Origin of the sequence: Mycolicibacterium xanthum (genome assembly GCF_019710635.1) — a bacterium.
GTDB lineage: Bacteria > Actinomycetota > Actinomycetes > Mycobacteriales > Mycobacteriaceae > Mycobacterium > Mycobacterium xanthum.
The window spans coordinates 325,806-349,569 of sequence record NZ_JAIFZS010000001.1; the positions used below are offsets into that span (position 1 = coordinate 325,806).

Consider the following 23,764-nt stretch of genomic DNA (forward strand, 5'->3'; position numbering starts at 1 on the left):
ACGATGTGGAGGATTGACCAAGTGGCAGGACGTCCCGTACACACCTTCGAGGTGGTGCGCACCGAACAGTTGACCCCGCACATCGTTCGTGTCGTGCTCGGCGGCTCCGGGCAGGGGACGGGTTTCGACACGTTCACCCCCAACGACTACACCGACGCCTACGTCAAGCTCGTTTTCGTCGATGACGACGTCGACGTGACCGCGCTAGAGCAGCCGCTGACGCTGGACAGCTTCAATGCGCTGTCCGAGCATCATCGCCCGGTCGTGCGCACCTACACCGTGCGCCGGGCCGATCCGGAGAACCGTGAGATCACCATCGACTTCGTCATGCACGGCGAGCACGGCGTCGCCGCACGCTGGGCGGGGTCGGCCCGACCGGGTCAGCGGCTCTTCGTCATGGGACCCAACGGTGCCTACGCGCCCGACCCGGCCGCCGACTGGCACCTGATGGCCGGTGACGAGTCCGCGCTGCCCGCGATCAGCGCCGCACTGGAAGCCCTGCCCGCGGATGCGGTCGGCAAGGTGTTCATCGAGGTGCCCGGACCTGAGGACGAGGTGGCGCTCACCGCGCCCGCCGGGGTTCAGGTGTTCTGGATCTACCGGGGCGGCCGGGCCGACCTGGTGCCCGAAGGCGACGCCGGCGACCACGCCCCGTTGATCGAAGCGGTCCGGGAGACGGCCTGGCTGCCCGGTCAGGTCCAGGTGTTCATCCACGGCGAGGCCCAGGCCGTGATGCACAACCTGCGGCCCTACATCCGCAAGGAGCGCGGCGTCGACGCCAAGTGGGCGTCCTCGATCTCCGGCTACTGGCGGCGCGGCCGCACCGAGGAGACCTTCCGGCAGTGGAAGCGCGAACTGGCGGAGGCCGAGGCGAAATAGGCCTGCCGCCGGCCCCACCGGTGGCACGCTGGGGCCATGACCTTCGGTAACTACCAACTCGAGATCTACCTCCAGGGCCTGTCGGGCATCCTGCCGACGCTGCCGATGGATTACGCCGGGTGGGAGGCCAAGGCCGAGGTCGCCATGCCGCCGTCCATCTGGTCCTACGTCACCGGAGGCGCGGGCGACGAGAACACCCAGCGTGCCAACCGCACCGCCTTCGATCGGTGGGGCCTGATACCACGGATGCTGGTCGGGGCCAGCGACCGCGACCTCGGCATCGAGCTGTTCGGCATGACGCTGCCCTCGCCGCTGTTCATGGCCCCGGTCGGGGTGGCCGGGCTGTGCACGCAGAATGGGAATGGTGACCTGGCCGCCGCCCGCGCCGCCGCGCGCACCGGTGTCCCGATGGCGGTGTCCACCCTGACCGAGGATCCGCTGGAGGCCGTCGCCGCCGAATTCGGCAACACCCCCGGCTTTTTCCAGCTGTACACCCCGACGGACCGCGACCTGGCGGCCAGCTTGGTCGGTCGTGCCGAAGCCGCCGGGTACAGCGCGATCATCGTCACGCTCGACACCTGGATCCCGGGCTGGCGCCCGCGCGACCTGTCCATGTCGAACTTCCCGCAGCTGCGTGGCCGATGTCTGGCGAACTACACCAGCGACCCGGTCTTTCGGGCCGCGCTGGGCCAGCCGCCGGAGGAGAACATGCAGGCCGCCGTGCTGCACTGGGTGGGGCTGTTCGGTAATCCACTGACCTGGGACGACCTGCCGTGGCTGCGGTCGCTGACCGGCCTGCCGCTGGTGCTCAAGGGGATCTGCCATCCCGACGATGTCCGGCGGGCGAAAGACGGTGGCGTGGACGGCATCTACTGCTCCACCCATGGCGGACGCCAGGCCAACGGCGGTCTGCCGGCGATCGACTGCCTGCCGGGGGTGGTCGAGGCCGCCGACGGTATGCCGGTGCTGTTCGACTCCGGCATCCGCAGCGGCACCGACATCGTCAAGGCGATCGCCCTCGGCGCGACGGCAGTCGGCATCGGCCGCCCGTACGCGTACGGGCTGTCGATCGGCGGCGAGGATGGCCTGGTGCACGTGCTGCGCTCGCTGCTGGCCGAGGCCGACCTGACCATGGCCGTCGACGGCTACCGAAGCCTGGCCGATCTCACCCCGGACACGCTGCGGCGCGTCACCTGAACCGTGGCGGCGGGGTCTGCCACCGTAGGGGCGTGCAGGCGATCCTCGAGGAGTTCGACGAGTACCTGGCGCTGGAACGCGGCCGCTCGGAGCACACCCGGCGGGCCTACCTGGGGGATCTGCGCTCGCTGCTGGAATTCCTCGACGAACGCAGCCCCGACGGCGGCCTGCGCTCGTTGAGCCTGCCGGCGCTGCGCTCCTGGCTGGCCGCCCAGGCCGCCACCGGAGCCGCCCGCTCGACGCTGGCCCGTCGCACGTCGGCGGTCAAGACCTTCACCGCGTGGGCACTGCGCCGTGGACTGCTCGCCGAGGACCCGGCGACCCGCCTCCAGGTGCCCAAGGCCCGGCGCTCGCTGCCCGCGGTGCTTCGCCGCGACCAGGCGGTCGACGCCATGGACGCCGCGAAGTCCGGTGCCCAACAGGGAGACCCGCTGGCCCTGCGGGACCGCCTGATCGTCGAGATGCTCTACGCCACCGGGATCCGGGTCAGCGAGCTGTGCGGGCTGGACATCGACGACGTGGACACCTCCCGTCGGCTGCTGCGGGTGCTGGGCAAGGGCAACAAACAGCGCACGGTGCCCTACGGCGAACCCGCGCAGGCCGCGCTGACCGCATGGCTGGACACCGGCCGTCCGGCCCTGGCCACCTCCGGATCGGGTCCGGCGTTGCTGCTGGGCGCCCGCGGGGGAAGGCTGGACCCCCGGCAGGCGCGCACCGTCGTGCACCAGACGATGGCCGCCGTCGCGGGCGCCCCCGACATCGGACCGCACGGTCTGCGCCACAGCGCGGCCACCCACCTGCTGGAGGGCGGCGCGGACCTGCGGGTGGTGCAGGAACTGCTGGGCCACTCGACGCTGGCCACCACCCAGCTCTACACCCACGTCACCGTGGCTCGGCTGCGCGCCGTCCACGACCAGGCCCACCCGCGGGCCTGAGGCCCGCCGGGCCTGCGCCCAAGGTGGTGCGACGCCGGCCACCCGGTCTGCACGGCCGGCGGGGGCGGGCCGGTTTGAGCCGGATCGGCGTGGACGCCAGCAACCCCAGCGGATCGACGTAGTCGGCCCGCGCGGCCGGACCCCACATCGCGCCCCAGTGCAGGCAGGCCGCTGCGGGGCAGCCCGGATGCCCGGCCACCAGCACCCCGATCGGCATTCCCGCACCCACCGACTGCCCCCGTCGAACGCCGGGTCGCACCGGCTCGTAGCTGGTGCGCAGCCCGCCCGGGTGAGCGATGGACACCAGCGGCCGGCCGGCCAGCACGCCGGAGAACACCACGGTGCCGCCGCCCGCGGCATACACCGGTTGCCCCTCGACGCCGGCGAGGTCGACCCCGCGGTGGCCGCGCTGCCAGTCGGGCGACGGGGCGGAAAAGTCCCGGACCACCGTCGGCGACGGCCGCAGCGGCCAGCCGAGTCGCCCGGTGTCGGCCCGTGCCGGGGCCGCGAACGTCAACGCCGCCGTCGCAGTGAAGGCCAGCGCCGCCGTCGTGACGAGCGCCAATATCCGCATCTGCCCAGTTCAGCGCACCGAGCGAGGTGAACACCAGACCCGTTCGAGTTGCCTGTGGATGGTCGGGGAGCCACCCGCAGGCATGGTCGCTGAGTGGTAAAAGCACCCTGTTACGGCGTGTAAACTGCTAACCGCAGCTCGCTTCCGCGGGCTGACTTCGCGCGTCTGCAGCACGAGCCCATCGGTTCGTCACCTGTATGCCGGGCGGTCCCGCTCGAGATTTCCGCTCAGGATCTCTCGGATGGGTCCGGCATCGAAGCAGTCGCCAGGGTCCGGCTCACCCGATGCCGGACGACAACCGATAACTGAAGGTAAGGCACACGACCATGGCTGTCGTAACCATGAAGCAGCTGCTCGACAGCGGCACCCACTTCGGGCACCAGACCCGTCGCTGGAACCCCAAGATGAAGCGGTTCATCTTCACCGACCGCAACGGCATCTACATCATCGACCTGCAGCAGACGCTGACCTACATCGACAAGGCGTATGAGTTCGTCAAGGAGACCGTCGCCCACGGTGGCTCCATCATGTTCGTCGGCACCAAGAAGCAGGCCCAGGAGTCCATCGCCGAGGAGGCGACCCGCGTCGGCATGCCCTACGTGAACCAGCGCTGGCTGGGCGGCATGCTCACCAACTTCTCCACCGTGCACAAGCGCCTGCAGCGCCTCAAGGAGCTCGAGGCGATGGAGCAGACCGGTGGGTTCGAGGGTCGCACCAAGAAGGAAATCCTGATGCTGACCCGCGAGAAGAACAAGCTCGAGCGCAGCCTCGGTGGTATCCGCGACATGCAGAAGGTGCCCAGCGCCGTGTGGGTCGTGGACACCAACAAGGAGCACATCGCCGTCGGCGAGGCCCGCAAGCTGGGCATCCCCGTCATCGCGATCCTCGACACCAACTGCGATCCCGACCTCGTCGACTACCCGATCCCGGGCAACGACGACGCCATCCGCTCTGCCGCGCTGCTGACCAAGGTGATCGCCTCCGCGGTGGCCGAGGGCCTGCAGGCCCGCGCCGGTGCCGGCGCCGACAAGCCGGAGGCCGAGTCGGCCGAGCCGCTCGCCGAGTGGGAGCAGGAGCTGCTCGCGGGTGCCACCACGTCGCCCGAGGCGGCCGGCGAGACCCCCGCCCCCACCCAGTAGAAGATCGTCGTATCTGTAGCGAAAGGCTGACATGGCTAACTACACCGCTGCCGACGTCAAGCGCCTTCGGGAGCTGACCGGCGCCGGAATGCTGGACTCGAAGAACGCGCTCGTCGATGCCGACGGCGACTTCGACAAGGCTGTCGAGCTGCTGCGCATCAAGGGCGCCAAGGACGTCGGCAAGCGCGCCGAGCGCGCCACCGCCGAGGGCCTGGTCGCGGCCAAGGACGGCGCCCTGATCGAGCTCAACTCCGAGACCGACTTCGTCGCCAAGAACGCCGAGTTCCAGGCCGTCGCCGACCAGATCGTGGCGGCCGCGGCCGCCGCGAAGGCGACCGACCTGGACGCGCTCAAGGCTGCGAAGGCGGGGGATACCACCGTCGAGCAGACCATCGCCGACCTGTCGGCGAAGATCGGCGAGAAGCTCGAGCTGCGTCGGGTGGCGTACTTCGACGGCACGGTCGAGACCTACCTGCACAAGCGGGCGGCCGACCTGCCGCCCGCGGTCGGGGTGCTCGTCGAGTACACCGGCGACGACAAGAGTGCGGCGCACGCCGTCGCGCTGCAGATCGCCGCGCTGAAGGCCAAGTACCTCACCCGTGAGGACGTGCCGGAGGACATCGTCGCCAACGAGCGGCGCATCGCCGAGGAGACGGCCCGCAACGAGGGCAAGCCCGAACAGGCGCTGCCCAAGATCGTCGAGGGCCGGGTCACCGGCTTCTACAAGGACGTCGTGCTGCTCGACCAGCCGTCGGTGTCCGACAACAAGAAGACCGTCAAGGCGCTGCTCGACCAGGCCGGCGTGACCGTGACCCGGTTCGTCCGGTTCGAGGTCGGCCAGGCCTGATGACGATGCCGGGTGAGGTACGAGCCCGGAGGAGGAATCGGGCCAATCAGGCTCAGGCCTAGACCGCGAGCAGACGCAAAGGTCCCCGCACGCCTGGAAACCACTAGCGTGTCGGGGACCTTTCGCGTCTGCCGACCCCGGGCCACCTGGGCGGTACGCTTTGGTACCGTCGTGCCATGGATCGTATCAACGCCTTCGGCGACGACGCCCTGGGTGACCTGGACGCCGTCGGCCTGGTGGACGCCCTGCGGGCCGGCACGGTATCGGCCGCAGAGCTCAACGACGCCGCGATCGCCCGCACCGAAGCGGTCAACCCCGCCCTCAACGGACTGGCCTACGAAGCCTTCGACCGGGCGCGGGAGCGGGCCCGGCTGAAGCGACCCTACGGCGGTTTCTTCGACGGGGTGCCGTCGTTCATCAAGGACAACGTCGCCGTCGCCGGGATGCCGACGATGGAGGGCACCGACGCGTGGGACCCGCGGCCGGCCGCCGAGGACGGCGACTTCGCCCGAGCGTTCCTGGCCACCGGCCTGATCCCGCTGGGCAAGACCCAGCTCTCGGAGTTCGGTTTCAGCGCGGCCGCCGAGCATCCGCGGCTCGGGCCGGTGCGCAACCCGTGGAACACCGCCCACATCGCCGGGGCGTCGTCGTCCGGGTCGGGCGCGTTCGTGGCGGCCGGAGTGGTGCCCATCGCGCACGCCAACGACGGCGGTGGCTCGATCAGGATCCCCGCCTCCTGCAACGGGCTGGTCGGCCTCAAGCCGACCCGCGGCCGGCTCCCGTTGGACGCGAACATGCGTCAGATGCCGCTGCGGATCGTCGCCAACGGTGTGGTGACCCGCTCGGTGCGCGACACCGCGGCGTTCTACCGGGAGATGGAACGCATCGTCGCCGACCCCAAGCTGCCGCCGGTCGGCGACGTCACCGGGCAGAGCGAGCGGCGACTGAACATCGCGGTGTGCACCCAGTCGATCCACCGCGAGGCCGCCGCCGAGGTGACCGAGCTGACACTGAAGACCGCGGCGTTGCTCGAGGGACTCGGGCACCGGGTCAGCGTGATCGACAACCCGGTGCCCCGCCGGTTCATGGACGACTTCCTCTTGTACTGGTCGTTTCTCGCGTTCGCGCTGGTGCGCGGTGGCCGGCGCACGTTCGGCGAGAGTTTCGACCGCAGCCGCCTGGACAACCTCACGCTCGGGCTCGAACAGCACGCGGCACGCAATCTGCACCGGCTGCCGACCGCCACCGCGCGGCTGGCCCGGGTACGACGGATCATGTCGCGAGCGACGGCGGACTACGAGGTCGTTCTGACGCCGACGCTCGCCGATGTCACGCCGCGGGTCGGTCACCTCGATCCCACCGCGGACTACCCGCAGATCATCGACCGGCTCATCGAGTGGGTGGCGTTCACCCCGTTGCAGAACGCGACGGGTGATCCGGCTATCTCGTTGCCGCTCGCGGAATCCGCATCGGGGCTTCCCGTCGGCATGATGTTCGCCGCCGACCGCGGTGCGGAATCCACGCTGCTCCAACTGGCCTACGAGCTCGAGCAGGCGCAGCCCTGGGCCAACCTCCACCACTGAACTGTGTCGAGATCGCCCCTGGGCCGCAACGGAATCCGTCGGTCCGGCGACACAGCGCCGTAACGGGACCACGGTCCTGTTAACCGCGCGGACACGGGGGGTGGCGTTTGGTGAAACTTTCCGAACCCACCATCGCTTGTTGTGGAGACCAGTCAGGTCAGCAACACGCCCACGCAAGGTCGATCACCGCAGATCCCCACCGGTTCACAGAACACGTTCATGTGCCTGGTTCGGTTCGCGCTGGCCAACATTCGGCGCCGCCCCGAGCGGTTCATCCTGTCTGTCCTGGGCATCGCGCTGGCGATAGCGTGCGTGACGATCGTTCGGACGATCTCGTCGAGTTTCGCGATCACCGGCGCCGACTCCATCACCGACGTCCTCGGAGGGGGACAGTTGTGGGTGGTGCCGGCGGCCGGTGTGCACTATGACCCGTCGGCTCAGGCGCTGATCGCCGATGGTCCGGCGCCGGCGATCACCATCCCGGACGGATGGACCGGGACCCGGACCCTGTCGGGGCTCACCGATGTGGGCGGTCAGTCGGTCGCTTTGCGTGGCGATGACGAAGTCTCCAGTGGCACAGCAATTGTGGGATCCGGCCTCGCCGAACGTCTCGGCCTCTCCGAGGGTGACCGGGTGGTGGCGGGCGGGCGCAGCCTGCAGGTCGGTGTCCGTGGCGACGGCCAGTCGATGACGGTGGCCACCGGGCTGGCCCGGTCCATCGTCGGCGACAACGGCTGGTGGGTGGTGGCGGCTCCGCCGGACCAACAGCAGCGCCGCGACCTGGGGCAGCACTTCAGCACCGCGACCGGGCTGCCGTTCACCGTCGACCCGGCGCAGCAGCCCGATCCCGGCGGCGCCGGGCTGATCTACGACACGGTCGGTGGATCGGGTCCGCTGACGTTCGAACAGAACTACTCGGCCCTGTTCTCCGGCAAGGTCACCGGCTCGGCGCTCGGGCTGATCTCGACGATCGGCCTCGCACTGGGGTTCGTCATCGCGGTGTCGTCGTTTCTGGCCGCGGTGACCGAGCGCCGGCGCGAGTTCGGCATCATGTCCAGCATCGGCCTCGCCGACGAGGTGCTGTACTTCTTCCTCGTCGAGTCGGCCCTGGTGTTCGTGGTCGCCTACCTGGTCGGCATCATCGCCGCCGGCATCGCTGTGGCACTGGTGATTCCGGGAATCGCGACGGTGACCGCGTGGTTGCAGGGCGCCGCGATGACGGCCATGTTCCTGCCGGCGATGGCCATCATCGGTGCGCTGGTGCCGGTGCACCGGCTGTTGCAACAGCGGCCGGTGTCATTGCTCGGGGACCGGTAGCCGTGGTGTGGCGGTCGACATCGAGAAAGGGCTGATGGTGCGCAAAGGTCTGGCATACGGCTGGCTGGCCGCCCGGCGGCGGGCCGGGGAGATGGTGCTGCCGGCGGTGACCACCGCGACGGGCGCTTTCCTGGTGGTCATCGTCTTGGGCATGTCCGAGGGGATCCGCAGCCAGTCGGCGGCGCTGGGGCACGCCGACGAGATCGGCCGCGCGGTCGTGTTGATCGCCGTCACCGTGCTGCTGGTCGGGGTGGCCGAGGTCGCGGTGGCGACCACCCGCACGGTCGCGCACCGCACCCGCGAACTCGGGGTGCTCGGCGCCAACGGGGTGCCCCGCAAGCCGGTGGTGGCCGCGCTGTTGGTCGAACCGGTGATCTCCGCGGTCGTGGGTGCGATCGCCGGTGCGCTGCTGGCGGTGCTCACCGGGGTGGTGCTGGGGATGACCGGGCTGGTCGCCACCGGGGTGTCCTACGGCGGGCTGGCGATCGGCACCGCGATCGCGATCGTGGTCAGCATCGTCGCCGCACTGGCCACCAGCATCGTGCCCACCTGGAAGGCCGCCTCACGGCCGCCCATCCGTTCGCTGGCAGCAGGAGGCTGACCCATGACCACGCTCGACGAATCGGCAGGGACCGCAGCGGCGGTCGGCGCCGGCGGCAAGGCGCCGGTGATCGAGATCTCCGACGTGTGGAAACTGCACAAGCTGGGTGACGAGGTCGTCAAGGCGTTGATCGCCGCCGAACTGACCGTGATGCCCGGCGAGTTCGTCTGCCTGATGGGCCCGAGTGGCAGCGGAAAGTCGACGCTGCTGAACATCATCGGAGGACTGGACCGGCCGACGAAGGGCAGCGTCAAGATCGCGGGCAAGGACACCGCGCTGCTGACCGAGAGCCAGTACGCGGCGCTGCGTCACGACACCATCGGGTTCATCTTCCAGAGCTACAACCTGATCCCGTTCCTGTCGGCGGTGGAGAACGTCGAACTGCCGCTGATGTTCGAGCCCTACGACCGCAAGATGCTGCGCAAACGGGCGGTCGAGTTGCTCGAGCTGGTCGGGCTCGGTCACCGGATCAACCACCAGCCGACCAAGATGTCGGGCGGCGAGCAGCAGCGCACCGCGATCGCGCGGTCGCTGATCAGCAACCCGACCCTGGTGCTGGCCGACGAGCCGACGGCCAACCTCGACCACCGCACGGGGGAGACGGTGGTGCGCATGCTGCGCGACCTGTGCTCGACCATGGGCGTCACCGTGGTTGCCAGCACCCATGACCCCACGGTGGCCGACGAAGCGAGCCGTGTCGTCCGGATGAAAGACGGACAGATCGTCAACTGACCAACCAAGTTGGTCCCCAACACATGTGGGAGACAAGCGAATGACACAAACGGAGCCCGCGCCGCCGGCGGATCGCGACAAGTTGATGACCACCGAGCTCGTCCCCGAGCAGATCCTGCCCAAGGTGATGAGCACGTTCGGTCTGACGGCCGCCTACGTCTTCATCATCTGCTGGATCACCGGCTCGTCGGTGATGGCCACCGGCGGCTGGACCGCCATCCCGATGTGGGTGCTCGGCATCCTGACGTTCCTGGTCCCGGCGGGCATGGCCGTCGTGGAACTCGGCAATCTGTGGCCGGGTCAGGGCGGCGTGTACATCTGGGCCACCCGCACGATGGGCGAGACGTGGGGGTTCATCGGCGGCTACCTGTCGTGGGTACCGGTGATCCTCAACGCCGCATCGTCGCCCGCGGTGGTGCTGTCCTTCCTGTTGCTGGCCTTCCACTCCGAGCTGGGCGTGACGACGAGCGTCATCCTGCAGCTGGTGATCCTGTGGACGGTGATCGGGCTGGCCCTGGCGAAACTCGCGGCCAGCCAGCGGATCATGAACGTGGTCTTCGTCGTGTTCGGCATCCTCGCGCTGACGATCTTCATCGCCGGCCTGCTGTTCGCGGTGAAGCACGGCTCCGCGACCCCCTTCAGCTGGTCGGATGCCCTGGTTCCGAACTTCGCGGTGGCGGGCTTCCTCTACGGCACGGTGCTGCTGTACCTGCTCGGTGTCGAGACGCCGTACAACATGGGCGCCGAGTTCCTGTCGGTGCGCAAGAGCGGTCCGCGGATGATCCTGTGGGGGTCGACGGCCCTGGTGGCGATCTACCTGCTGACGACGCTCGGCACGATGATGGCACTGCCCACCGACGAGATCGACGCCGTCACCGGTGTGATCGGCATGCTGGACGTGGCCGGTTTCCCGGGCCTGATGGAGATCTGCGCGATCGTGCTGGCGTTGGTGATCATCGTGGCGCTGATGACCTACCAGGTCGCCTACTCGCGGCTGATCTTCGTCTCGGGGTTGGAGCGCCACCTGCCGCGGATCTTCACCCACCTCAACCCGAGGACGCGTAATCCGGTGTCCGCCATCCTGATCCAGGGCGTGATCTCGTCGCTGATCCTGGTCGGGCTGTACTCGCAGAGCAGCCTGGTCAACACGACCATCTTCCTGCAGGGCGGTCTTTCCACGGTGTGGCTGATCTCCGGCTTCTTCTTCCTGTTCCCGGTGATCGTGGCCCGCAAGAAGTACGCGGATCGCTATGAGAACGAGACGTTCTGGCGCATCCCCGGCGGCATGGTCGGTGTCTGGATCACCGTGATCGTCGGCACGATCGGCACCATCGGCGGCATCTACTACTCGTTCGCGAAGTCGTGGCTGGCCAGTTCGGGTGTCGGCGATGGCGAGTGGATGATGTGGGTCGGCGGCATCAGCCTCGCGATGGTCGCGCTCGGGGTCGCCGTGTACGTGTTCGGCCGCCGGTCGGCATCGAAGATGAACCAAGAGGACGCCCTGGCCCATCTGGCGGTCCTCGACCTGAACACCGAAACGAAAACCGCGGAGGCGTGACCCGAAATGACCATGGACAGTACCGCTGTGCGGACCGACGAGGCGTCGGACAGCACCGGCTATCCGCTGGATCCGCTCAGCGGCGGCGAGATCGAGGCCACCGCCGCAATCGTGATGGAGAGCGAATACGCCACCCCGACGTTGCGCTTCGTGATGATCCAGCTCGCGGAGCCGGAGAAGACCGCGGCGCTGACGTTCGAAGGCGGGGCGGAGGTGCCCCGCCGGGCATTCGTCACCATGTACGACGGCGCGGCCAAGATGGTCTACGAGGCCGTCGTCGACCTCGGCGCCCGGGTGATCGACACCTGGACGCCGATCCCCGGGAAGTTCCCGTCCTACCTCGTCGAGCACATGACCGGAGTGGAGGAGGTGGTCCGCGCCGATCCGCGCTGGCAGGAGGCGATGCGCAAGCGCGGCGTCACCGACTTCGATCTGGCGATGATCGACCCCTGGCCGGCGGGCTACTACGGCCCCGAGGATCACTACGACTCCTCGGCGCTGATCTGCCGTCCGCTGACCTTCATGCGCGCCGCACCGTCCGAGCACGGGTACGCCCGCCCGGTCGAGGGGCTGATCGTCAAGTTCGACCTCGATGCGATGAAGGTGATCGACATCGAGGACCACGGGGTGGTGCCGCTGCCGCCGACGGCGGGCAACTACGCCGAGAAGTTCATGTTCGATCCGAACAACCGACCGGCGTTCACCGAGTTCCGCGACGACGTCAAACCGATCGAGATCACCCAGCCCGACGGGCCGAGCTTCACCGTCGACGGGTGGAAGGTGCAGTGGCAGAAGTGGTCTCTGCGCATCGGGTTCAACCCGCGTGAGGGCATCACGCTGCACGAGGTCACCTACACCGACCGCGGACAGACCCGGCCGATCATGTACCGGGCATCGCTGGCGGAGATGGTGGTGCCCTACGGCGACACCTCGCCCACGCACTGGAACAAGAACGTGTTCGACATGGGTGAGGTCGGGATGGGCTTCTCGGCCAACCCGCTGACCCTGGGTTGTGACTGCCTCGGCGAGATCTACTATTTCGACGGCACGGTCAACGACTCGATGGGCAACGCGGTCACCATCCCGAACGCGATCTGCATGCACGAGGAGGACTACGGGATCTCCTGGAAGCACACCGACTTCCGTACCGAGGAGGTCGAGGTGCGCCGGTCGCGACGGCTGGTCATCTCGATGATCTGCACGGTGGGCAACTACGAGTACGGGTTTTTCTGGTATCTGTACAACGACGCCTCCATCGAGGTCGAGGTCAAGCTCTCCGGCGTGCTGACCACGGGTTCGGTGCCCGAGGGTGAGACGCCGCGGTGGGGCAAGATGGTGGCCCCGAACATCTATGGCCCGAACCATCAGCACTTCTTCAACTTCCGGCTGGACATGAGCATCGACGGCGCGGGAAACACTGTCTACGAGGTGGATTCGATCCCGGAGCCGGACCCCGAGCTCAATCCGCACCACAACGCCTGGATCACCCAGGACACCCTGGTGGCCTCGGAGGCCGAGGGCGCGCGGGACTGGAACTGGGAGACCGGCCGGTACTGGAGGGTGTCCAACCCGTCCAAGCTCAACGAGCTCGGCCAGCCGGTGGCCTACAAGCTGCTGCCGCGCGAGGTCGTGCCGGTGATGGTGCAGAAAGGGTCGTTCATCTACGACCGGGCCCGGTTCGTGCAGCACAACCTGTGGGTGACCCGCTACCACGCCGACGAGAGGTTCCCGGCCGGCGACTACATGTACCAGTGCGCCGAGGCGCAGGGGCTGCCGCGGTTCATCGCCGACGACGAGCCGCTCGAGGACACCGACGTCGTGCTCTGGTACACGGTGGGCGCCCACCACGTCGTTCGGCCGGAGGACTGGCCGGTGATGCCCTGTGCCTACACCGGGTTCCACCTCAAGCCGATCGGCTTCTTCGACGGCAACCCGGCGCTGGACCTCCCGCCGTCGCCGCCGAAGGCGTGCCACGCGCACTGAACGGCCTGAGTGGCGGAAATGAAGAGCTGAGACCCCGCGAGCGCGCGGTGTCGCACGGCCGGCGCGGCGCGCCGCCGTGCGGACACGCGCGCTGGGGAAAGGTGAGGCGGACCCGACGGTGGTCGTGTGGCCGCGATGAGGCAGGATGGCAGGAGCCGTCCGCGGCACCTCAGGGGGCGGTGATCGCATGCGAGAACCGCAAAGGAGTTCGATGGCGGAACCCACCAACCCCAACGGTGCAGGCTCGGCCTCCCCGATCAGGGCCGTGTACAACCGCGTGCTGCTCAAGCTGGGCGGCGAGATGTTCGGCGGTGGCGAGGTGGGCCTGGACCCCGACGTGGTCGCCCAGGTCGCCCGCCAGATCGCCGAGGTGGTGCGCAGCGGAGTGCAGGTCGCGGTCGTGATCGGCGGCGGCAACTTCTTCCGCGGCGCCCAGCTGCAGCAGCGCGGCATGGAGCGCACCCGTTCGGATTACATGGGCATGCTCGGCACCGTGATGAACAGCCTTGCGCTGCAGGACTTCCTCGAGAAGGAAGGCATCCAGACCCGGGTGCAGACCGCCATCACGATGGGCCAGGTCGCCGAGCCCTACATCCCGCTGCGGGCCCAGCGGCACCTGGAGAAGGGCCGCGTCGTCATCTTCGGGGCGGGCATGGGCCTGCCGTACTTCTCCACCGACACCACCGCCGCGCAGCGCGCGCTGGAGATCGGCGCCGAGGTGGTGCTGATGGCCAAGGCCGTCGACGGGGTGTTCACCGCCGATCCCCGGGAGCATCCCGATGCCGAGATGCTCACCGCGATCAGCCACCGCGAGGTGATCGACCGGGGCCTCAAGGTGGCCGACGCGACCGCGTTCAGCTTGTGTATGGACAACGGAATGCCGATCCTGGTGTTCAACCTGCTCACCGATGGCAATATCGCGCGTGCGGTTGCGGGTGAGAAGATCGGAACGCTGGTCACCACCTGAACAGGGTGGTGACCGGATCAGCGTGAGCGGCGGGCGGTCGGTCCGGCGCGAGCGACAGCGACGGGAGACGGCATGCTGGGCGAGCGACAGCGACGGGAGATAGCGCAGTGATCGACGAAACGCTTTTCGATGCCGAGGAGAAGATGGAGAAAGCCGTGGCCGTGGCGCGCGACGACCTCGGGTCGATCCGCACCGGCCGCGCCAACCCCGGCATGTTCAATCGCATCACGGTGGACTACTACGGCGCCTCCACCCCGATCACGCAGCTGTCCAGCATCAACGTCCCCGAGGCGCGGATGGTCGTGATCAAGCCCTACGAGGCCGGCCAGCTCCGCAACATCGAGGACGCGATCCGCAATTCCGATCTGGGGGTCAACCCGACCAACGACGGGAACATCATCCGGGTGGCCGTCCCGCAGCTGACCGAGGAGCGGCGCCGCGACCTGGTCAAGCAGGCGAAGGCCAAGGGTGAGGACGCCAAGGTGTCCGTGCGCAACATCCGCCGCAAGGCGATGGAGGAGCTGAACCGGATCAAGAAGGACGGCGACGCCGGCGAGGACGACGTGAACCGCGCCGAGAAGGACCTCGACAAGACCACCCACCAGTACACCAACCAGATCGACGAGCTGGTCAAGCACAAAGAAGGCGAGTTGCTGGAGGTCTGAGCGTGACCGAACAGCAATCGACTCCCGTGGCACAGCAGCCGGTGAACCCCCCGACGACGAAGAAGACGTCGCGGGCCGGGCGAAACCTGCCCGCCGCGATCGCTGTGGGCGTGCTGCTCGGAGCGATGGCGATCGGCACCCTGCTGTTCGCCCCGAAGTGGTGGCTGCCGCTGCTCGCGTCGGCCATCGCCATCGCGACACACGAGGTGATCCGGCGGCTCGGCGAACACGGCTACGCGCTGCCGACCGTGCCGCTGCTGGCCGGCGGGCAGGCGATGATCTGGCTGACGTGGCCGTTCGGCGCGGCCGGCCTGCTGGGTGCCTACGGCGGCACCGTCGTCGTCTGCATGGTGTGGCGCCTGCTCGGCCAGGGGCTCGGGAGCCGGCCGGTCAACTACCTGCGCGACATCGCCGCCACGGTGCTGCTCGCCACCTGGGTGCCGATGTTCGCGGCGTTCACGGCGCTGCTCATCTTCGCCGACAACGGCGGCGTCCGGGTGTTCATCGTGATCGCCACCGTGGTGTTCGCCGACATCGGCGGCTACGTGGCCGGGGTGCTGTTCGGCAAGCATCTGATGGCCCCCGCCATCAGCCCGAAGAAGTCATGGGAGGGGCTCGGCGGCTCCCTGCTGTTCGGTGTCACCGCCGCAGTGCTCTCGGTGGCGTTCCTGCTCGGCAAACCGGCGTGGGTCGGGGTTCCGCTCGGCCTCATGCTGGTGATCACCGGCGTCCTCGGCGACCTGGTCGAGTCGCAGATCAAGCGCGATCTGGGCATCAAGGACATGGGCACCCTGCTGCCCGGCCACGGGGGACTGATGGACCGCATCGACGCGATGCTGCCGTCCGCCGTCGCGGGCTGGATAGTCCTGACGCTGCTGGCCTGACGGTCGGGAGCCGGTGCGGCCGCCCCGGGATGAGATACTGGGCCTGCCCATGCCCGACCCGTTGCCCCTGGTTTTCGATGCACCGCGACGCGCCATGCCGCCGCGGCACTTCGCCGACCTCGACGACGACGCGCGTGCCGCCGCCGTCGCCGAGCTGGGCCTGCCCGCGTTCCGCGCCAAGCAGCTGGCCAACCAGTACTACGGCCGGCTGATCGCCGATCCGGCGCAGATGACCGATCTGCCCGCCGCGGTGCGCGAGCAGGTCGGCGCCGCGCTGTTCCCCGCGCTGCTGTCGCCGGCGCGCGAGATCGAGTGCGACGCGGGGGAGACCCGGAAGGTGCTGTGGCGGGCGGTGGACGGCACCACCTTCGAGTCGGTGCTGATGCGCTACCCGGACCGCAACACGGTCTGCATCTCGTCGCAGGCCGGCTGCGGCATGGCCTGCCCGTTCTGCGCGACGGGCCAGGGCGGGCTGAAGCGCAACCTGTCCACCGCCGAGATCCTCGAACAGGTGCGCTTCGCGGCCGCCGAACTCCGCGAACGCGATGGCGGGCGCCTGTCCAACATCGTGTTCATGGGCATGGGCGAACCGCTGGCCAACTACAACCGGGTGGTGGCCGCGGTCCGGCGCATCACGGCCGCCCCGCCGAACGGCTTCGGGATCTCGGCGCGCTCGTTGACCGTGTCGACGGTCGGGCTGGCGCCGGCGATCCGCAGGCTCGCCGACGAGCGGCTCAACGTCACGCTGGCGCTGTCCCTGCACGCCCCCGACGACGAGCTTCGCGACACCCTGGTGCCCGTCAACAGCCGGTGGAAGGTCGGCGAGGCAGTCGACGCGGCCCGCTACTACGCCGACGTGACCGGGCGGCGGGTGTCGATCGAATACGCGCTGATCCGTGACGTCAACGACCAGCCGTGGCGGGCCGACCTGCTGGGCAAGCTGCTGCACCGCACGCTGGGCCCGCTCGCGCACGTCAACGTCATTCCACTGAACCCGACACCCGGCAGCGAGTGGGACGCCAGTCCCAAACCCGCCGAGCGCGAGTTCGTCAAACGGGTGCGGTCACACGGGGTGTCCTGCACGGTCCGCGACACCCGCGGCCGCGAAATCGCGGCGGCCTGTGGTCAATTGGCGGCCCAGGGCTGAACTGGGCCGCGAGCCCCACGTTCTGCAGACGCCTCCCGCACTTTCCCGGCACAACGTGGGTCTCGTGCCGGCGGGGCGTCAGGACGGCGCGTTGACGAACCAGACGTTCTCCTCGACCAGGCGCTTGCTGCGCCAGCCCTCATCGGTACGTACCAGCTCGTGGTGGTAATAGCCGCCGCAGGAGGATGTTTCGGTCATCCCGGGTAGCTGCATCGGGTTGTAGAACATCGCGCGCACCGTCGCGGTGTCACCGCCGGGCCCGAAGTCGCACTCGATGTTGGTGATGTAGTGCATGCTCCACGGGATCGCGCCGAATCCCGCGGCCAGCCAGTCGGCGACCTCGTCGCGGGACCCGGCGGCGGCACCGGCCGAGCTGTAGTCGATGTGGGCGTCGTCGGCGAACACCGAGCGGTAAAGCGCCCAGTCCTTGCTGTCGACCGCGCGGGCGTAGCGGTTCAGCAATGCCCTGATCTCCAGCTCGTCGGCGATGCGCTGCGTGTCCATCACCCCATCACCTCCAGTCGGAGCTTGTCGATCCGCCAGCCGGACGGAGTCCTGACCAGCTCGTCGTGCCAGCGCCCGCAGAAGAACGTCATGTCTTCGGCGGCAGGCAACCGGACGGCGTTGAACCACATGGCGACAACGTGTGCGTCGGCGCCGTCGATGCGCGACTCGACGTTGGTGAGGTAGTGCATGCCGATCGCCATTCCCTCCCCGTGGCGGGACAGGAACTTCACCGCATCGTCGACGGTGCCCACGACCAGCCCGGCGGCCGAGTAGTCCACCCGTGCATCGTCGGTGAACATCGCGCGGTAGGCCGGCCAGTCCTTGGCGTCCACGGCGGAGCAGTACCGGGTGATCAGCGCTTCGATCTCGATCTCGTCGCCGAGCGGCTGGACCTCCGGCAGATCGGTCGTCACCTGATTCACGCCTCCGGTCATTACGGCATGCCGATGGTCTTGCCGTGCAGGTATTCCTTGTAGCCCTCTTCGCCGTTGCGGTAGCCCAGCCCGCTCTGCTTGGTGCCGCCGAACGGGCTGTCGATGCCGAAGTGGCTCTTGCCGTTGATCGTGACGTTGCCGGTGCGCATCCGCAGGGCCACGGCGAACGCCCGGTCCACGTCGCCTCCGCTGACCTCCCCGGACAGCCCGTAGATGGTGTTGTTGGCGATCTCGACGGCATCGTCGTCGGTGTCGTAGGGCGTGACGGTGAGCACCGGCCCGAAGATCTCCTCCTGGGCGATCTGCGAACCCGGGTCGACATCGGCCAGCAGGGTGGCCTGGGTGTAGTAGCCCACCGGCAGGTCCTCCGGGATGCCCCCGCCGGTGACCAACCGGGCCCCGGAGTCGATGCCGCTGCGGATCAGGCCGAGCACCTTCTGTCGCTGTGCCTCGCTGATCTGCGGGCCCTGCATGTTGCCCGGGGTCCACGGGTCGCCGACCGGGAAGCCCTCCATCATCGACTTGAGAGTCTCGAGGCCCTCCTCGTAGCGGCTGCGCGGCAACAGGATCCGGCTGGGCAGGATGCAGCTCTGGCCCGACATCACGCACGCCATCATCGCGGCGAGCGGCAGCGCCGAGTTGAAGTCGGCGTCGTCGAGCACGATGTGGGCCGACTTGCCGCCGAGCTCGAGCAGTGTCTTCTTCACCGTCGGTGCGCCCGCAGCCAGGATCGCCCGGCCCGTCGCGGTGGACCCGGTGAACGTGATCATGTCCACCCGGGGGTCGGCGGTCAGTGCGGCGCCGACCTCGTTGGCGTTGGACACCACAACGTTGAAGACCCCAGCCGGGATGTCGGTCTCCTCGGCGACGATGCGGCCGTACTCGCTGCCCGACCAGGGGGTCAGCTGGGCGGGCTTGAGCACCACGGTGTTGCCGGCCATCAGTGCCGGAACCGTCTCGGCGATGTTCAGGTAGAAGGGCACGTTCCACGGGGTGATCGCGCCGACCACCCCGAGCGGCTCGTAGTGGATCTTGCGCCGGGCCGGGCCCAGCGGGGTCTCGTGCACGCCGTTGTCGACGAGGTAGTCGAAGGCCCTGCCGTGCTCGGCCCAGTGCTTGACCTCCTCGATCGGGCTCTCGATCTGGCTGCCGGTGACCGTGACGGGGCAGCCGACCTCGGTGATCAGCATGCGGCGCAGCCGCTCCTTGTTGCGTTCCAGCGCCTCGTGCAGCTGGGTCAGGCAGTGGTAGCGGAAATCCAGGTCGCGCGACCAGTCGGTGGTGTCGAAGGCCCGCCGCGCTGCGCCGACAGCGCGCGCCATGTCGTCGACGGTGCCGTCGGTGGCCTGCCCGGCCACCTGCTCACTGGCCGGATGGATGACGTCGAAACTGGCCCCGCTGGCGGTGAATTGCAGTTCGCCGTCGATGAGCATGCGCTGTTCGCCGGCGAGCACGCCGGTTTCGGTCTCCGCTGTCGTCATGACGGCAAGCTTTACAAAGATTTAGGCGAGTGTCACGCGTTTCAGCCGGTCTTGATCCCCACCGCGTGGCGGAGCTGCGCGAGGAACTGGTCGTCGTCGTCGCTGCGCACGATGTAGTGCGACACGGCCACCCGGACCGCGGTCGCGGCCTTGACCGCGCCGTTGGGGCCGGGCAGCAACTTCTCCAGCTGCGCCCGCATCGCCGGGATGATGTGCGCCAGCCGCCCGATGACGACCTCGGGCTCGATGTCGACCACCCGGACGCCGGAATAGGACTGCTGGTAGGCCACGATGAACTGCATGGCCGCATCCACGCGCTCGGTGCCGCGCAGCCCCGCGGTGGCCCTGGCGATGCCGGTCTCGAACATCTCCCGCTCGTAGACGCCGAACGCCTCCAGGAGGGCCTGCTTGTCGGCGAACCAGCGGTACAGCGTGGGCCGCGACACCCCGGCCTGCAGTGCCACCTCGGACAGGCTGAGCTTGGTCTGTCCGCTGCGGCCGAGGACCTCGGCGGTCGCGACGAGGATCCGGTTCCGCGTCGAGGTGTCCTCGGCGGTGTCGGATCCGCTGTGCGCTGGTTGGTTCACGTACCTGGCCTTTGGTTACGGGTTCGCCGTCGATCGTAAAGCGTGCACGCTCCGGAGGCCGACAGCTGCGGGGGCGGTGTCGGTCACAGCGACTTCTCCAGCAGCGCCACGGTGTCGAGGTCCTCGAGCGCTGCCAGGCTGCGTTCCAGGCCCTTCAGCGCGATGTCCTCGACCTGCATGCCACCCATGCCCGCGGTGATCAGGGTCGCGATGTACGGATATGCCGCGCCCTGGCGGTACCGGTCCCAGAGTTCGTCGCGGTCGATCTCCGGGCCGCCGCCGGCCGCCAGCGCATGCCGGTAGACGTCCAGCAGATCCCGCTGGGACTGCCGGCGGTCCTCGGTGGTCATGGCGGTCACCAGCGTGTAGGCCAGCTCGCGGCCCGGGTGCCCGCGCCGCACCGCCTGCCAGTCGAGCAACCCGGCCCGCCCGTTCTGGAAGTACAGGTTGCCCGGGTGGGCGTCGCCGTGCATGACGGTGTGCGGCGGGCGATCGATCAGCGCGGTCACCGGCCGGTAGTTCTCGTCGATGAACCGGCCCCGCTCGATCGGCAGATCGGTCCGCTGGGCCAGCCGCTTGCCGGAGGTGCGCATCATCGTGGGGACCAGCGGGGAGATGGTGTCCGAGGAGGGGGTGTAGAGCCATCCCAGCGGCCCGGTGCCCATCCGGGCGGGCAGCCGGCCCCAGAACGTGGCGTGCAGCGTTGCCAGCAACTCGACGACCTGTGCGGCCCGGTCGGCATCGATCGGGTGCAGCGTGTCGGGGAAGTCGCAGGGGGTGACCGCCAGATCCTCCAGGACGAGGACGAAGCGCCCGGTCCAGGGATCGAACCGGGAGCCGTACGCGCGGGGCACCCCGGGCACCTCCGGAGCCAGTTGGGTGTAGAACCGGGTCTCGGTGTGGGCGAGGTTGCCGATCTCACCCATCAGTCGGGTCGCGGCGGTCTCGGCCGCCATCTTCACGAAGACGGAGGACGGCACGTCGTCACCGGTCAGGGCCAGCCGGGCCCGCGACGACGTCCCGGCGTCGCCGCCGATCAGCGACACCGTCGTCACCTCCCGGCCGAGCAACTGCGACATCGCCGCGGCGTCGAGGTCGGCGATCGTGCGCGGCATCGGTCGCAACCTGCCGATCGCGGTGTCGGCCGCCAGCCGCCCCACGCCACGCCCGAGGTGTGCGGCCAGCCCGGCGACCGGGGCAACGCGATTTCTGAGCACGGACACCGCGCCCCTCCCTAGGCTTGGGCTGTAGCCCTAACAGGGTTACAAAATGATTCCTTGTTGTAAAGGAGTGAGAATCCATGGCCGGTCCGCTGCGGGGTATCCGGGTCGTCGAACTCGGCGTCTGGGTGGCCGGGCCGGCGGCGGGTGGCATCCTCGCGGACTGGGGTGCCGACGTCGTCAAGATCGAGCCACCCGGGGGCGACCCGGCTCGGGGCTTCGGGCGGATGCTCGGCATCGCGCCGCTGGACCGTCATCACGTCAGCCCGCCGTTCGAGATGGACAACCGCGGCAAGCGCAGCGTGGTGCTGGACCTGACCACCGGGGAGGGCCGGAGCCGGGCGCTCGATCTGCTGGCCGATGCCGACGTCTTTCTGACCAACATCCGCACCGGTGCGCTGCGCCGCCTCGGCCTGGAGTTCGAGGCGGTGGCCGCGGCCAACCCCCGGCTGGTCTACGGCTTGATCACCGGCTACGGGGAGGCCGGGCCGGACGCCGACCGGCCGGCATACGACGTGGCGGCGTTCTGGGCCAGGGCCGGTCTGGCCCACCTGCTCACCCGGCCCGGCGACACTCCGCCGTTTCAGCGCGGCGGGATGGGCGACCATTCCGCGGGCATGACGCTGGCCGCGGCGGTGTGCGCGGCGCTGGTCGCGCGTGCCCGGACCGGCGTCGGGCAGCTGGTGTCGACGTCGCTGTACCGGCAGGGCGCCTATACGGTCAGCTTCGACCTGAACACCTTTCTGCTGACCGGACACTCGATCGCGATCGGTCGGCGGGAGTCGATGGCCAACCCGTGCATGAACAACTACACCGCCGCCGACGGGCGGCGTTTCTGGCTGGTGGGCCTGCAGGGCGACCGGCACTGGCCGGCGCTGTGTGCCGCCGTGGAGCGGCCGGAGTGGCTCGTCGACGACCGGTTCGCCACGGGGGCGGCCCGGGCGGGCAACGCGGTGGGGCTGATCGCCGAGCTCGATGCGATATTCGCCGGCAAGACACTGGACGAGTGGTCCGAAGTCTTTGCCGCCCATCCGGATCTGTTCTGGTCGCCGATCAACTCGATCGAGGACGTGGTCGCCGACGAACAATTCCACGCCGCGGGCGGCATCGTGTATGTGCCCGACGCGGCGGGGTCCGGCGTCCCGATGGTGGCCTCGCCGGCCGACTTCCACGGCACCCCGGCGCAGCCGACGGGATGTGCGCCCGGCCTGGGCGAGCACACCGCGGAGGTGCTCGCCGAACTCGCTCAGCGGACGAATCGCTCGATGTAGGGCGTGAAGCGGCGCCGCAGCTCGGCCTTGTCGAGGCCGAGATCCTCCGGGCGGTAGTCGACCGATCCCAGCCGGCCGCGGGAGTGCCCGGCGAGGTAATCGGCTACCGCCCTGCGGGATTCGTCGCCGGGCCGGTAGCCCGCGGTGTCCCAGACCCGCTGCACCATCGCGAGGTCGTCGGCCATGAACTCGTCGAAGCGCACGTCGATGGTGCGCTCGGACGGCAGCTTGTCGTGGTCGCGCATGCAGGCCGACAGCATCTCGTCGATGCGGTCGATCCAGTAGTTCGCGACCGTCGGCACATCCACCTCGTCGACGCTCATCCGCATCGTGTACGTCATCATCGTCGCCATCGAGACCGACACGTCGACGGGGTCGCGATGGGTCACGATGAAGGTGGCATCGGGAAAGACGTTCATGATCGGGACGAACTGCTCGAGGTGCTGCGGGCTCTTGAGCACCCAGCGCCGGTGCGGCAGGCCGTGGGATGCGTCCTGATGCAGCAGGACCTGCAGCATCATCCGCAGGAACTGGTATCCCGGCGTCTGGTCGTTGTCGCGCAGATAATCCGACCACCGCGGCAGGTGGGTGAGCGTGGTGAAGAACCCGCTGGCGAAGTCCTGCACCATCAGGCCGATGTCCTCGTGGATGTGGTCGATCGTCATTTCGTGCATCAGCTGGAAGTAGGGCATCAGCGTGTTCGAGATGTTCAGCGCATCACCGGTGCGCTGTCTGCGCGGATCTACCGTGCCCTCTTCGCCGGGTGGGGGCAGCGGCTCCTGGGCCTCCCAGTACGGCAGCGCCCGCAACGCCGGATCGGCGGCCAGCAGGCTGTGCAGATGGGTGGTGCCGGTGCGGGGCAGTCCGGCGATGATCATCGGTGCCTCGACCTCGATGTCGAAGATCTCCGGGTGCCGCTTGAGGTGGTCGACGACCTGCAGCCGGCCCTTGAGGAAGGTCAGCATCAGCGAGAACGCGTAGGTGCGGCCGAACGCGGTCAGGTGCGGGAGTTCGTCGAAAGCCTGCAGCAGCAACGCCATTCGCTCGCGATAGTCCTGGGCGCCGAAGTCCGTGAGCCCGGTCTGCGCGGACGCCTGCTCGTGCAGCGCGTCGGCGGTCAGCGGGCAGTACGGCGCCATCGCGGCCATGCCGTCGATGATCGCCTGGGCGTCGGGGGAGAAGGTCGGACGGGCGAGGTCGGTGATATGCACGGCGGAGGCCGGCGGGGCGGGCTGGGAAGGCCGTGTCACGGCGGG

The 23,764-nt window shown here is 68.9% G+C and carries 23 protein-coding genes; 16 read left to right on the forward strand and 7 right to left on the reverse strand.

Annotation, left to right across the window (positions count from 1 at the left end; translation table 11 throughout):
• Positions 1–21: 21 nt before the first annotated feature.
• Genes JDV09_RS01455 through JDV09_RS01465 form a run of 3 tightly spaced genes read left to right on the forward strand, consistent with a single transcriptional unit; the run spans position 22 to position 3,011 of the window.
• Positions 22–879: a siderophore-interacting protein gene (locus JDV09_RS01455; protein WP_221367311.1), complete on the forward strand. Its 858-nt coding sequence runs from the start codon at positions 22–24 to the stop codon at positions 877–879.
• 36 nt (positions 880–915) lie between these two features.
• A complete protein-coding gene (locus JDV09_RS01460) occupies positions 916–2,076 on the forward strand; it encodes an alpha-hydroxy-acid oxidizing protein (protein ID WP_221367312.1) in 1,161 nt (386 codons plus the stop codon).
• Positions 2,077–2,108: 32 nt separating this feature from the next.
• Positions 2,109–3,011 (forward strand): tyrosine recombinase XerC, encoded by a 903-nt coding sequence (locus JDV09_RS01465; RefSeq protein ID WP_221367313.1) that lies wholly within the window; start codon positions 2,109–2,111, stop codon positions 3,009–3,011.
• Here JDV09_RS01465 and JDV09_RS01470 read toward each other — a convergent pair.
• Positions 2,959–3,585, reverse strand: a complete 627-nt coding sequence (locus tag JDV09_RS01470; protein ID WP_221367314.1) for a M23 family metallopeptidase — start codon at positions 3,583–3,585, stop codon at positions 2,959–2,961. The genes JDV09_RS01465 and JDV09_RS01470 overlap by 53 nt on opposite strands.
• A gap of 326 nt (positions 3,586–3,911) precedes the next feature.
• Between JDV09_RS01470 and rpsB the strand changes: the two genes are divergently transcribed.
• The 12 genes from rpsB (at position 3,912) to rlmN (ending at position 17,008) form a co-directional block, all read left to right on the forward strand.
• Complete coding sequence (gene rpsB / locus JDV09_RS01475) at positions 3,912–4,724, forward strand: 30S ribosomal protein S2 (RefSeq protein ID WP_221367315.1); 813 nt, start codon at positions 3,912–3,914, stop codon at positions 4,722–4,724.
• 31 nt (positions 4,725–4,755) lie between these two features.
• Complete coding sequence (gene tsf, locus JDV09_RS01480; RefSeq protein WP_221367316.1) at positions 4,756–5,571, forward strand: translation elongation factor Ts; 816 nt, start codon at positions 4,756–4,758, stop codon at positions 5,569–5,571.
• Between the two features lie 176 nt (positions 5,572–5,747).
• Entirely contained in the window at positions 5,748–7,154 is a 1,407-nt protein-coding gene (locus tag JDV09_RS01485) for an amidase (RefSeq protein ID WP_221367317.1), read from the forward strand.
• Between the two features lie 141 nt (positions 7,155–7,295).
• Positions 7,296–8,471 carry an ABC transporter permease gene (locus tag JDV09_RS01490; protein WP_221367318.1) on the forward strand — a complete coding sequence of 392 codons (1,176 nt, stop codon included), beginning with the start codon at positions 7,296–7,298 and terminating at the stop codon, positions 8,469–8,471.
• 34 nt (positions 8,472–8,505) lie between these two features.
• The gene (locus JDV09_RS01495; RefSeq protein WP_221367476.1) at positions 8,506–9,072 is read left to right on the forward strand and encodes an ABC transporter permease; all 567 of its coding nucleotides are present in this window, start codon (positions 8,506–8,508) and stop codon (positions 9,070–9,072) included.
• 3 nt (positions 9,073–9,075) lie between these two features.
• Positions 9,076–9,804 (forward strand): ABC transporter ATP-binding protein, encoded by a 729-nt coding sequence (locus JDV09_RS01500; protein WP_221367319.1) that lies wholly within the window; start codon positions 9,076–9,078, stop codon positions 9,802–9,804.
• A 40-nt stretch (positions 9,805–9,844) separates the two neighbouring features.
• A complete protein-coding gene (locus tag JDV09_RS01505; RefSeq protein ID WP_221367320.1) occupies positions 9,845–11,362 on the forward strand; it encodes an APC family permease in 1,518 nt (505 codons plus the stop codon).
• A 6-nt stretch (positions 11,363–11,368) separates the two neighbouring features.
• A complete protein-coding gene (locus JDV09_RS01510) occupies positions 11,369–13,345 on the forward strand; it encodes a primary-amine oxidase (RefSeq protein ID WP_221367321.1) in 1,977 nt (658 codons plus the stop codon).
• Positions 13,346–13,556: 211 nt separating this feature from the next.
• On the forward strand, positions 13,557–14,312 hold the full coding sequence (gene pyrH / locus JDV09_RS01515; RefSeq protein WP_221367322.1) for a UMP kinase: 756 nt from the start codon (positions 13,557–13,559) through the stop codon (positions 14,310–14,312).
• 107 nt (positions 14,313–14,419) lie between these two features.
• Entirely contained in the window at positions 14,420–14,977 is a 558-nt protein-coding gene (gene frr / locus JDV09_RS01520; protein WP_221367323.1) for a ribosome recycling factor, read from the forward strand.
• A gap of 2 nt (positions 14,978–14,979) precedes the next feature.
• Positions 14,980–15,861 carry a phosphatidate cytidylyltransferase gene (locus JDV09_RS01525; protein ID WP_221367324.1) on the forward strand — a complete coding sequence of 294 codons (882 nt, stop codon included), beginning with the start codon at positions 14,980–14,982 and terminating at the stop codon, positions 15,859–15,861.
• Between the two features lie 49 nt (positions 15,862–15,910).
• Positions 15,911–17,008: a dual-specificity RNA methyltransferase RlmN gene (gene rlmN / locus JDV09_RS01530; protein WP_221367325.1), complete on the forward strand. Its 1,098-nt coding sequence runs from the start codon at positions 15,911–15,913 to the stop codon at positions 17,006–17,008.
• Between the two features lie 78 nt (positions 17,009–17,086).
• On the opposite strand, the gene JDV09_RS01535 is transcribed toward rlmN, so the two are convergent.
• From JDV09_RS01535 to JDV09_RS01555, 5 genes are all read right to left on the reverse strand, one after another.
• Positions 17,087–17,512 carry a nuclear transport factor 2 family protein gene (locus JDV09_RS01535; RefSeq protein WP_221367326.1) on the reverse strand — a complete coding sequence of 142 codons (426 nt, stop codon included), beginning with the start codon at positions 17,510–17,512 and terminating at the stop codon, positions 17,087–17,089.
• Positions 17,512–17,928: a nuclear transport factor 2 family protein gene (locus JDV09_RS01540; protein WP_221367327.1), complete on the reverse strand. Its 417-nt coding sequence runs from the start codon at positions 17,926–17,928 to the stop codon at positions 17,512–17,514. The genes JDV09_RS01535 and JDV09_RS01540 overlap by 1 nt, the downstream gene beginning before the upstream one ends.
• Positions 17,929–17,948: 20 nt before the next feature.
• Positions 17,949–19,430, reverse strand: a complete 1,482-nt coding sequence (locus tag JDV09_RS01545; protein WP_221367328.1) for an aldehyde dehydrogenase family protein — start codon at positions 19,428–19,430, stop codon at positions 17,949–17,951.
• Positions 19,431–19,471: 41 nt separating this feature from the next.
• Positions 19,472–20,017 (reverse strand): TetR/AcrR family transcriptional regulator, encoded by a 546-nt coding sequence (locus JDV09_RS01550; protein WP_221367329.1) that lies wholly within the window; start codon positions 20,015–20,017, stop codon positions 19,472–19,474.
• Positions 20,018–20,100: 83 nt separating this feature from the next.
• Positions 20,101–21,240, reverse strand: a complete 1,140-nt coding sequence (locus JDV09_RS01555) for a phosphotransferase (protein WP_221367330.1) — start codon at positions 21,238–21,240, stop codon at positions 20,101–20,103.
• A 77-nt stretch (positions 21,241–21,317) separates the two neighbouring features.
• On the opposite strand from JDV09_RS01555, the gene JDV09_RS01560 reads away from it, so the two are divergent.
• Positions 21,318–22,508 carry a CaiB/BaiF CoA transferase family protein gene (locus JDV09_RS01560; protein WP_221367331.1) on the forward strand — a complete coding sequence of 397 codons (1,191 nt, stop codon included), beginning with the start codon at positions 21,318–21,320 and terminating at the stop codon, positions 22,506–22,508.
• Here the strand turns inward: JDV09_RS01560 and JDV09_RS01565 are convergent.
• On the reverse strand, positions 22,484–23,719 hold the full coding sequence (locus tag JDV09_RS01565; RefSeq protein ID WP_221367477.1) for a sulfotransferase family protein: 1,236 nt from the start codon (positions 23,717–23,719) through the stop codon (positions 22,484–22,486). The genes JDV09_RS01560 and JDV09_RS01565 overlap by 25 nt on opposite strands.
• Positions 23,720–23,764 lie beyond the last annotated feature (45 nt).

Coding starts and splice junctions, on each gene's coding strand:
- JDV09_RS01460 (WP_221367312.1), top strand. CDS start 916: ATGACCTTCGGTAACTACCAACTCGAGATCTACCTCCAGGGCCTGTCG.
- JDV09_RS01470 (WP_221367314.1), bottom strand. CDS start 3,585: ATGCGGATATTGGCGCTCGTCACGACGGCGGCGCTGGCCTTCACTGCG.
- rpsB (WP_221367315.1), top strand. CDS start 3,912: ATGGCTGTCGTAACCATGAAGCAGCTGCTCGACAGCGGCACCCACTTC.
- tsf (WP_221367316.1), top strand. CDS start 4,756: ATGGCTAACTACACCGCTGCCGACGTCAAGCGCCTTCGGGAGCTGACC.
- JDV09_RS01485 (WP_221367317.1), top strand. CDS start 5,748: ATGGATCGTATCAACGCCTTCGGCGACGACGCCCTGGGTGACCTGGAC.
- JDV09_RS01495 (WP_221367476.1), top strand. CDS start 8,506: ATGGTGCGCAAAGGTCTGGCATACGGCTGGCTGGCCGCCCGGCGGCGG.
- JDV09_RS01500 (WP_221367319.1), top strand. CDS start 9,076: ATGACCACGCTCGACGAATCGGCAGGGACCGCAGCGGCGGTCGGCGCC.
- JDV09_RS01505 (WP_221367320.1), top strand. CDS start 9,845: ATGACACAAACGGAGCCCGCGCCGCCGGCGGATCGCGACAAGTTGATG.
- JDV09_RS01510 (WP_221367321.1), top strand. CDS start 11,369: ATGACCATGGACAGTACCGCTGTGCGGACCGACGAGGCGTCGGACAGC.
- pyrH (WP_221367322.1), top strand. CDS start 13,557: ATGGCGGAACCCACCAACCCCAACGGTGCAGGCTCGGCCTCCCCGATC.
- rlmN (WP_221367325.1), top strand. CDS start 15,911: ATGCCCGACCCGTTGCCCCTGGTTTTCGATGCACCGCGACGCGCCATG.
- JDV09_RS01535 (WP_221367326.1), bottom strand. CDS start 17,512: ATGGACACGCAGCGCATCGCCGACGAGCTGGAGATCAGGGCATTGCTG.
- JDV09_RS01545 (WP_221367328.1), bottom strand. CDS start 19,430: ATGACGACAGCGGAGACCGAAACCGGCGTGCTCGCCGGCGAACAGCGC.
- JDV09_RS01560 (WP_221367331.1), top strand. CDS start 21,318: ATGGCCGGTCCGCTGCGGGGTATCCGGGTCGTCGAACTCGGCGTCTGG.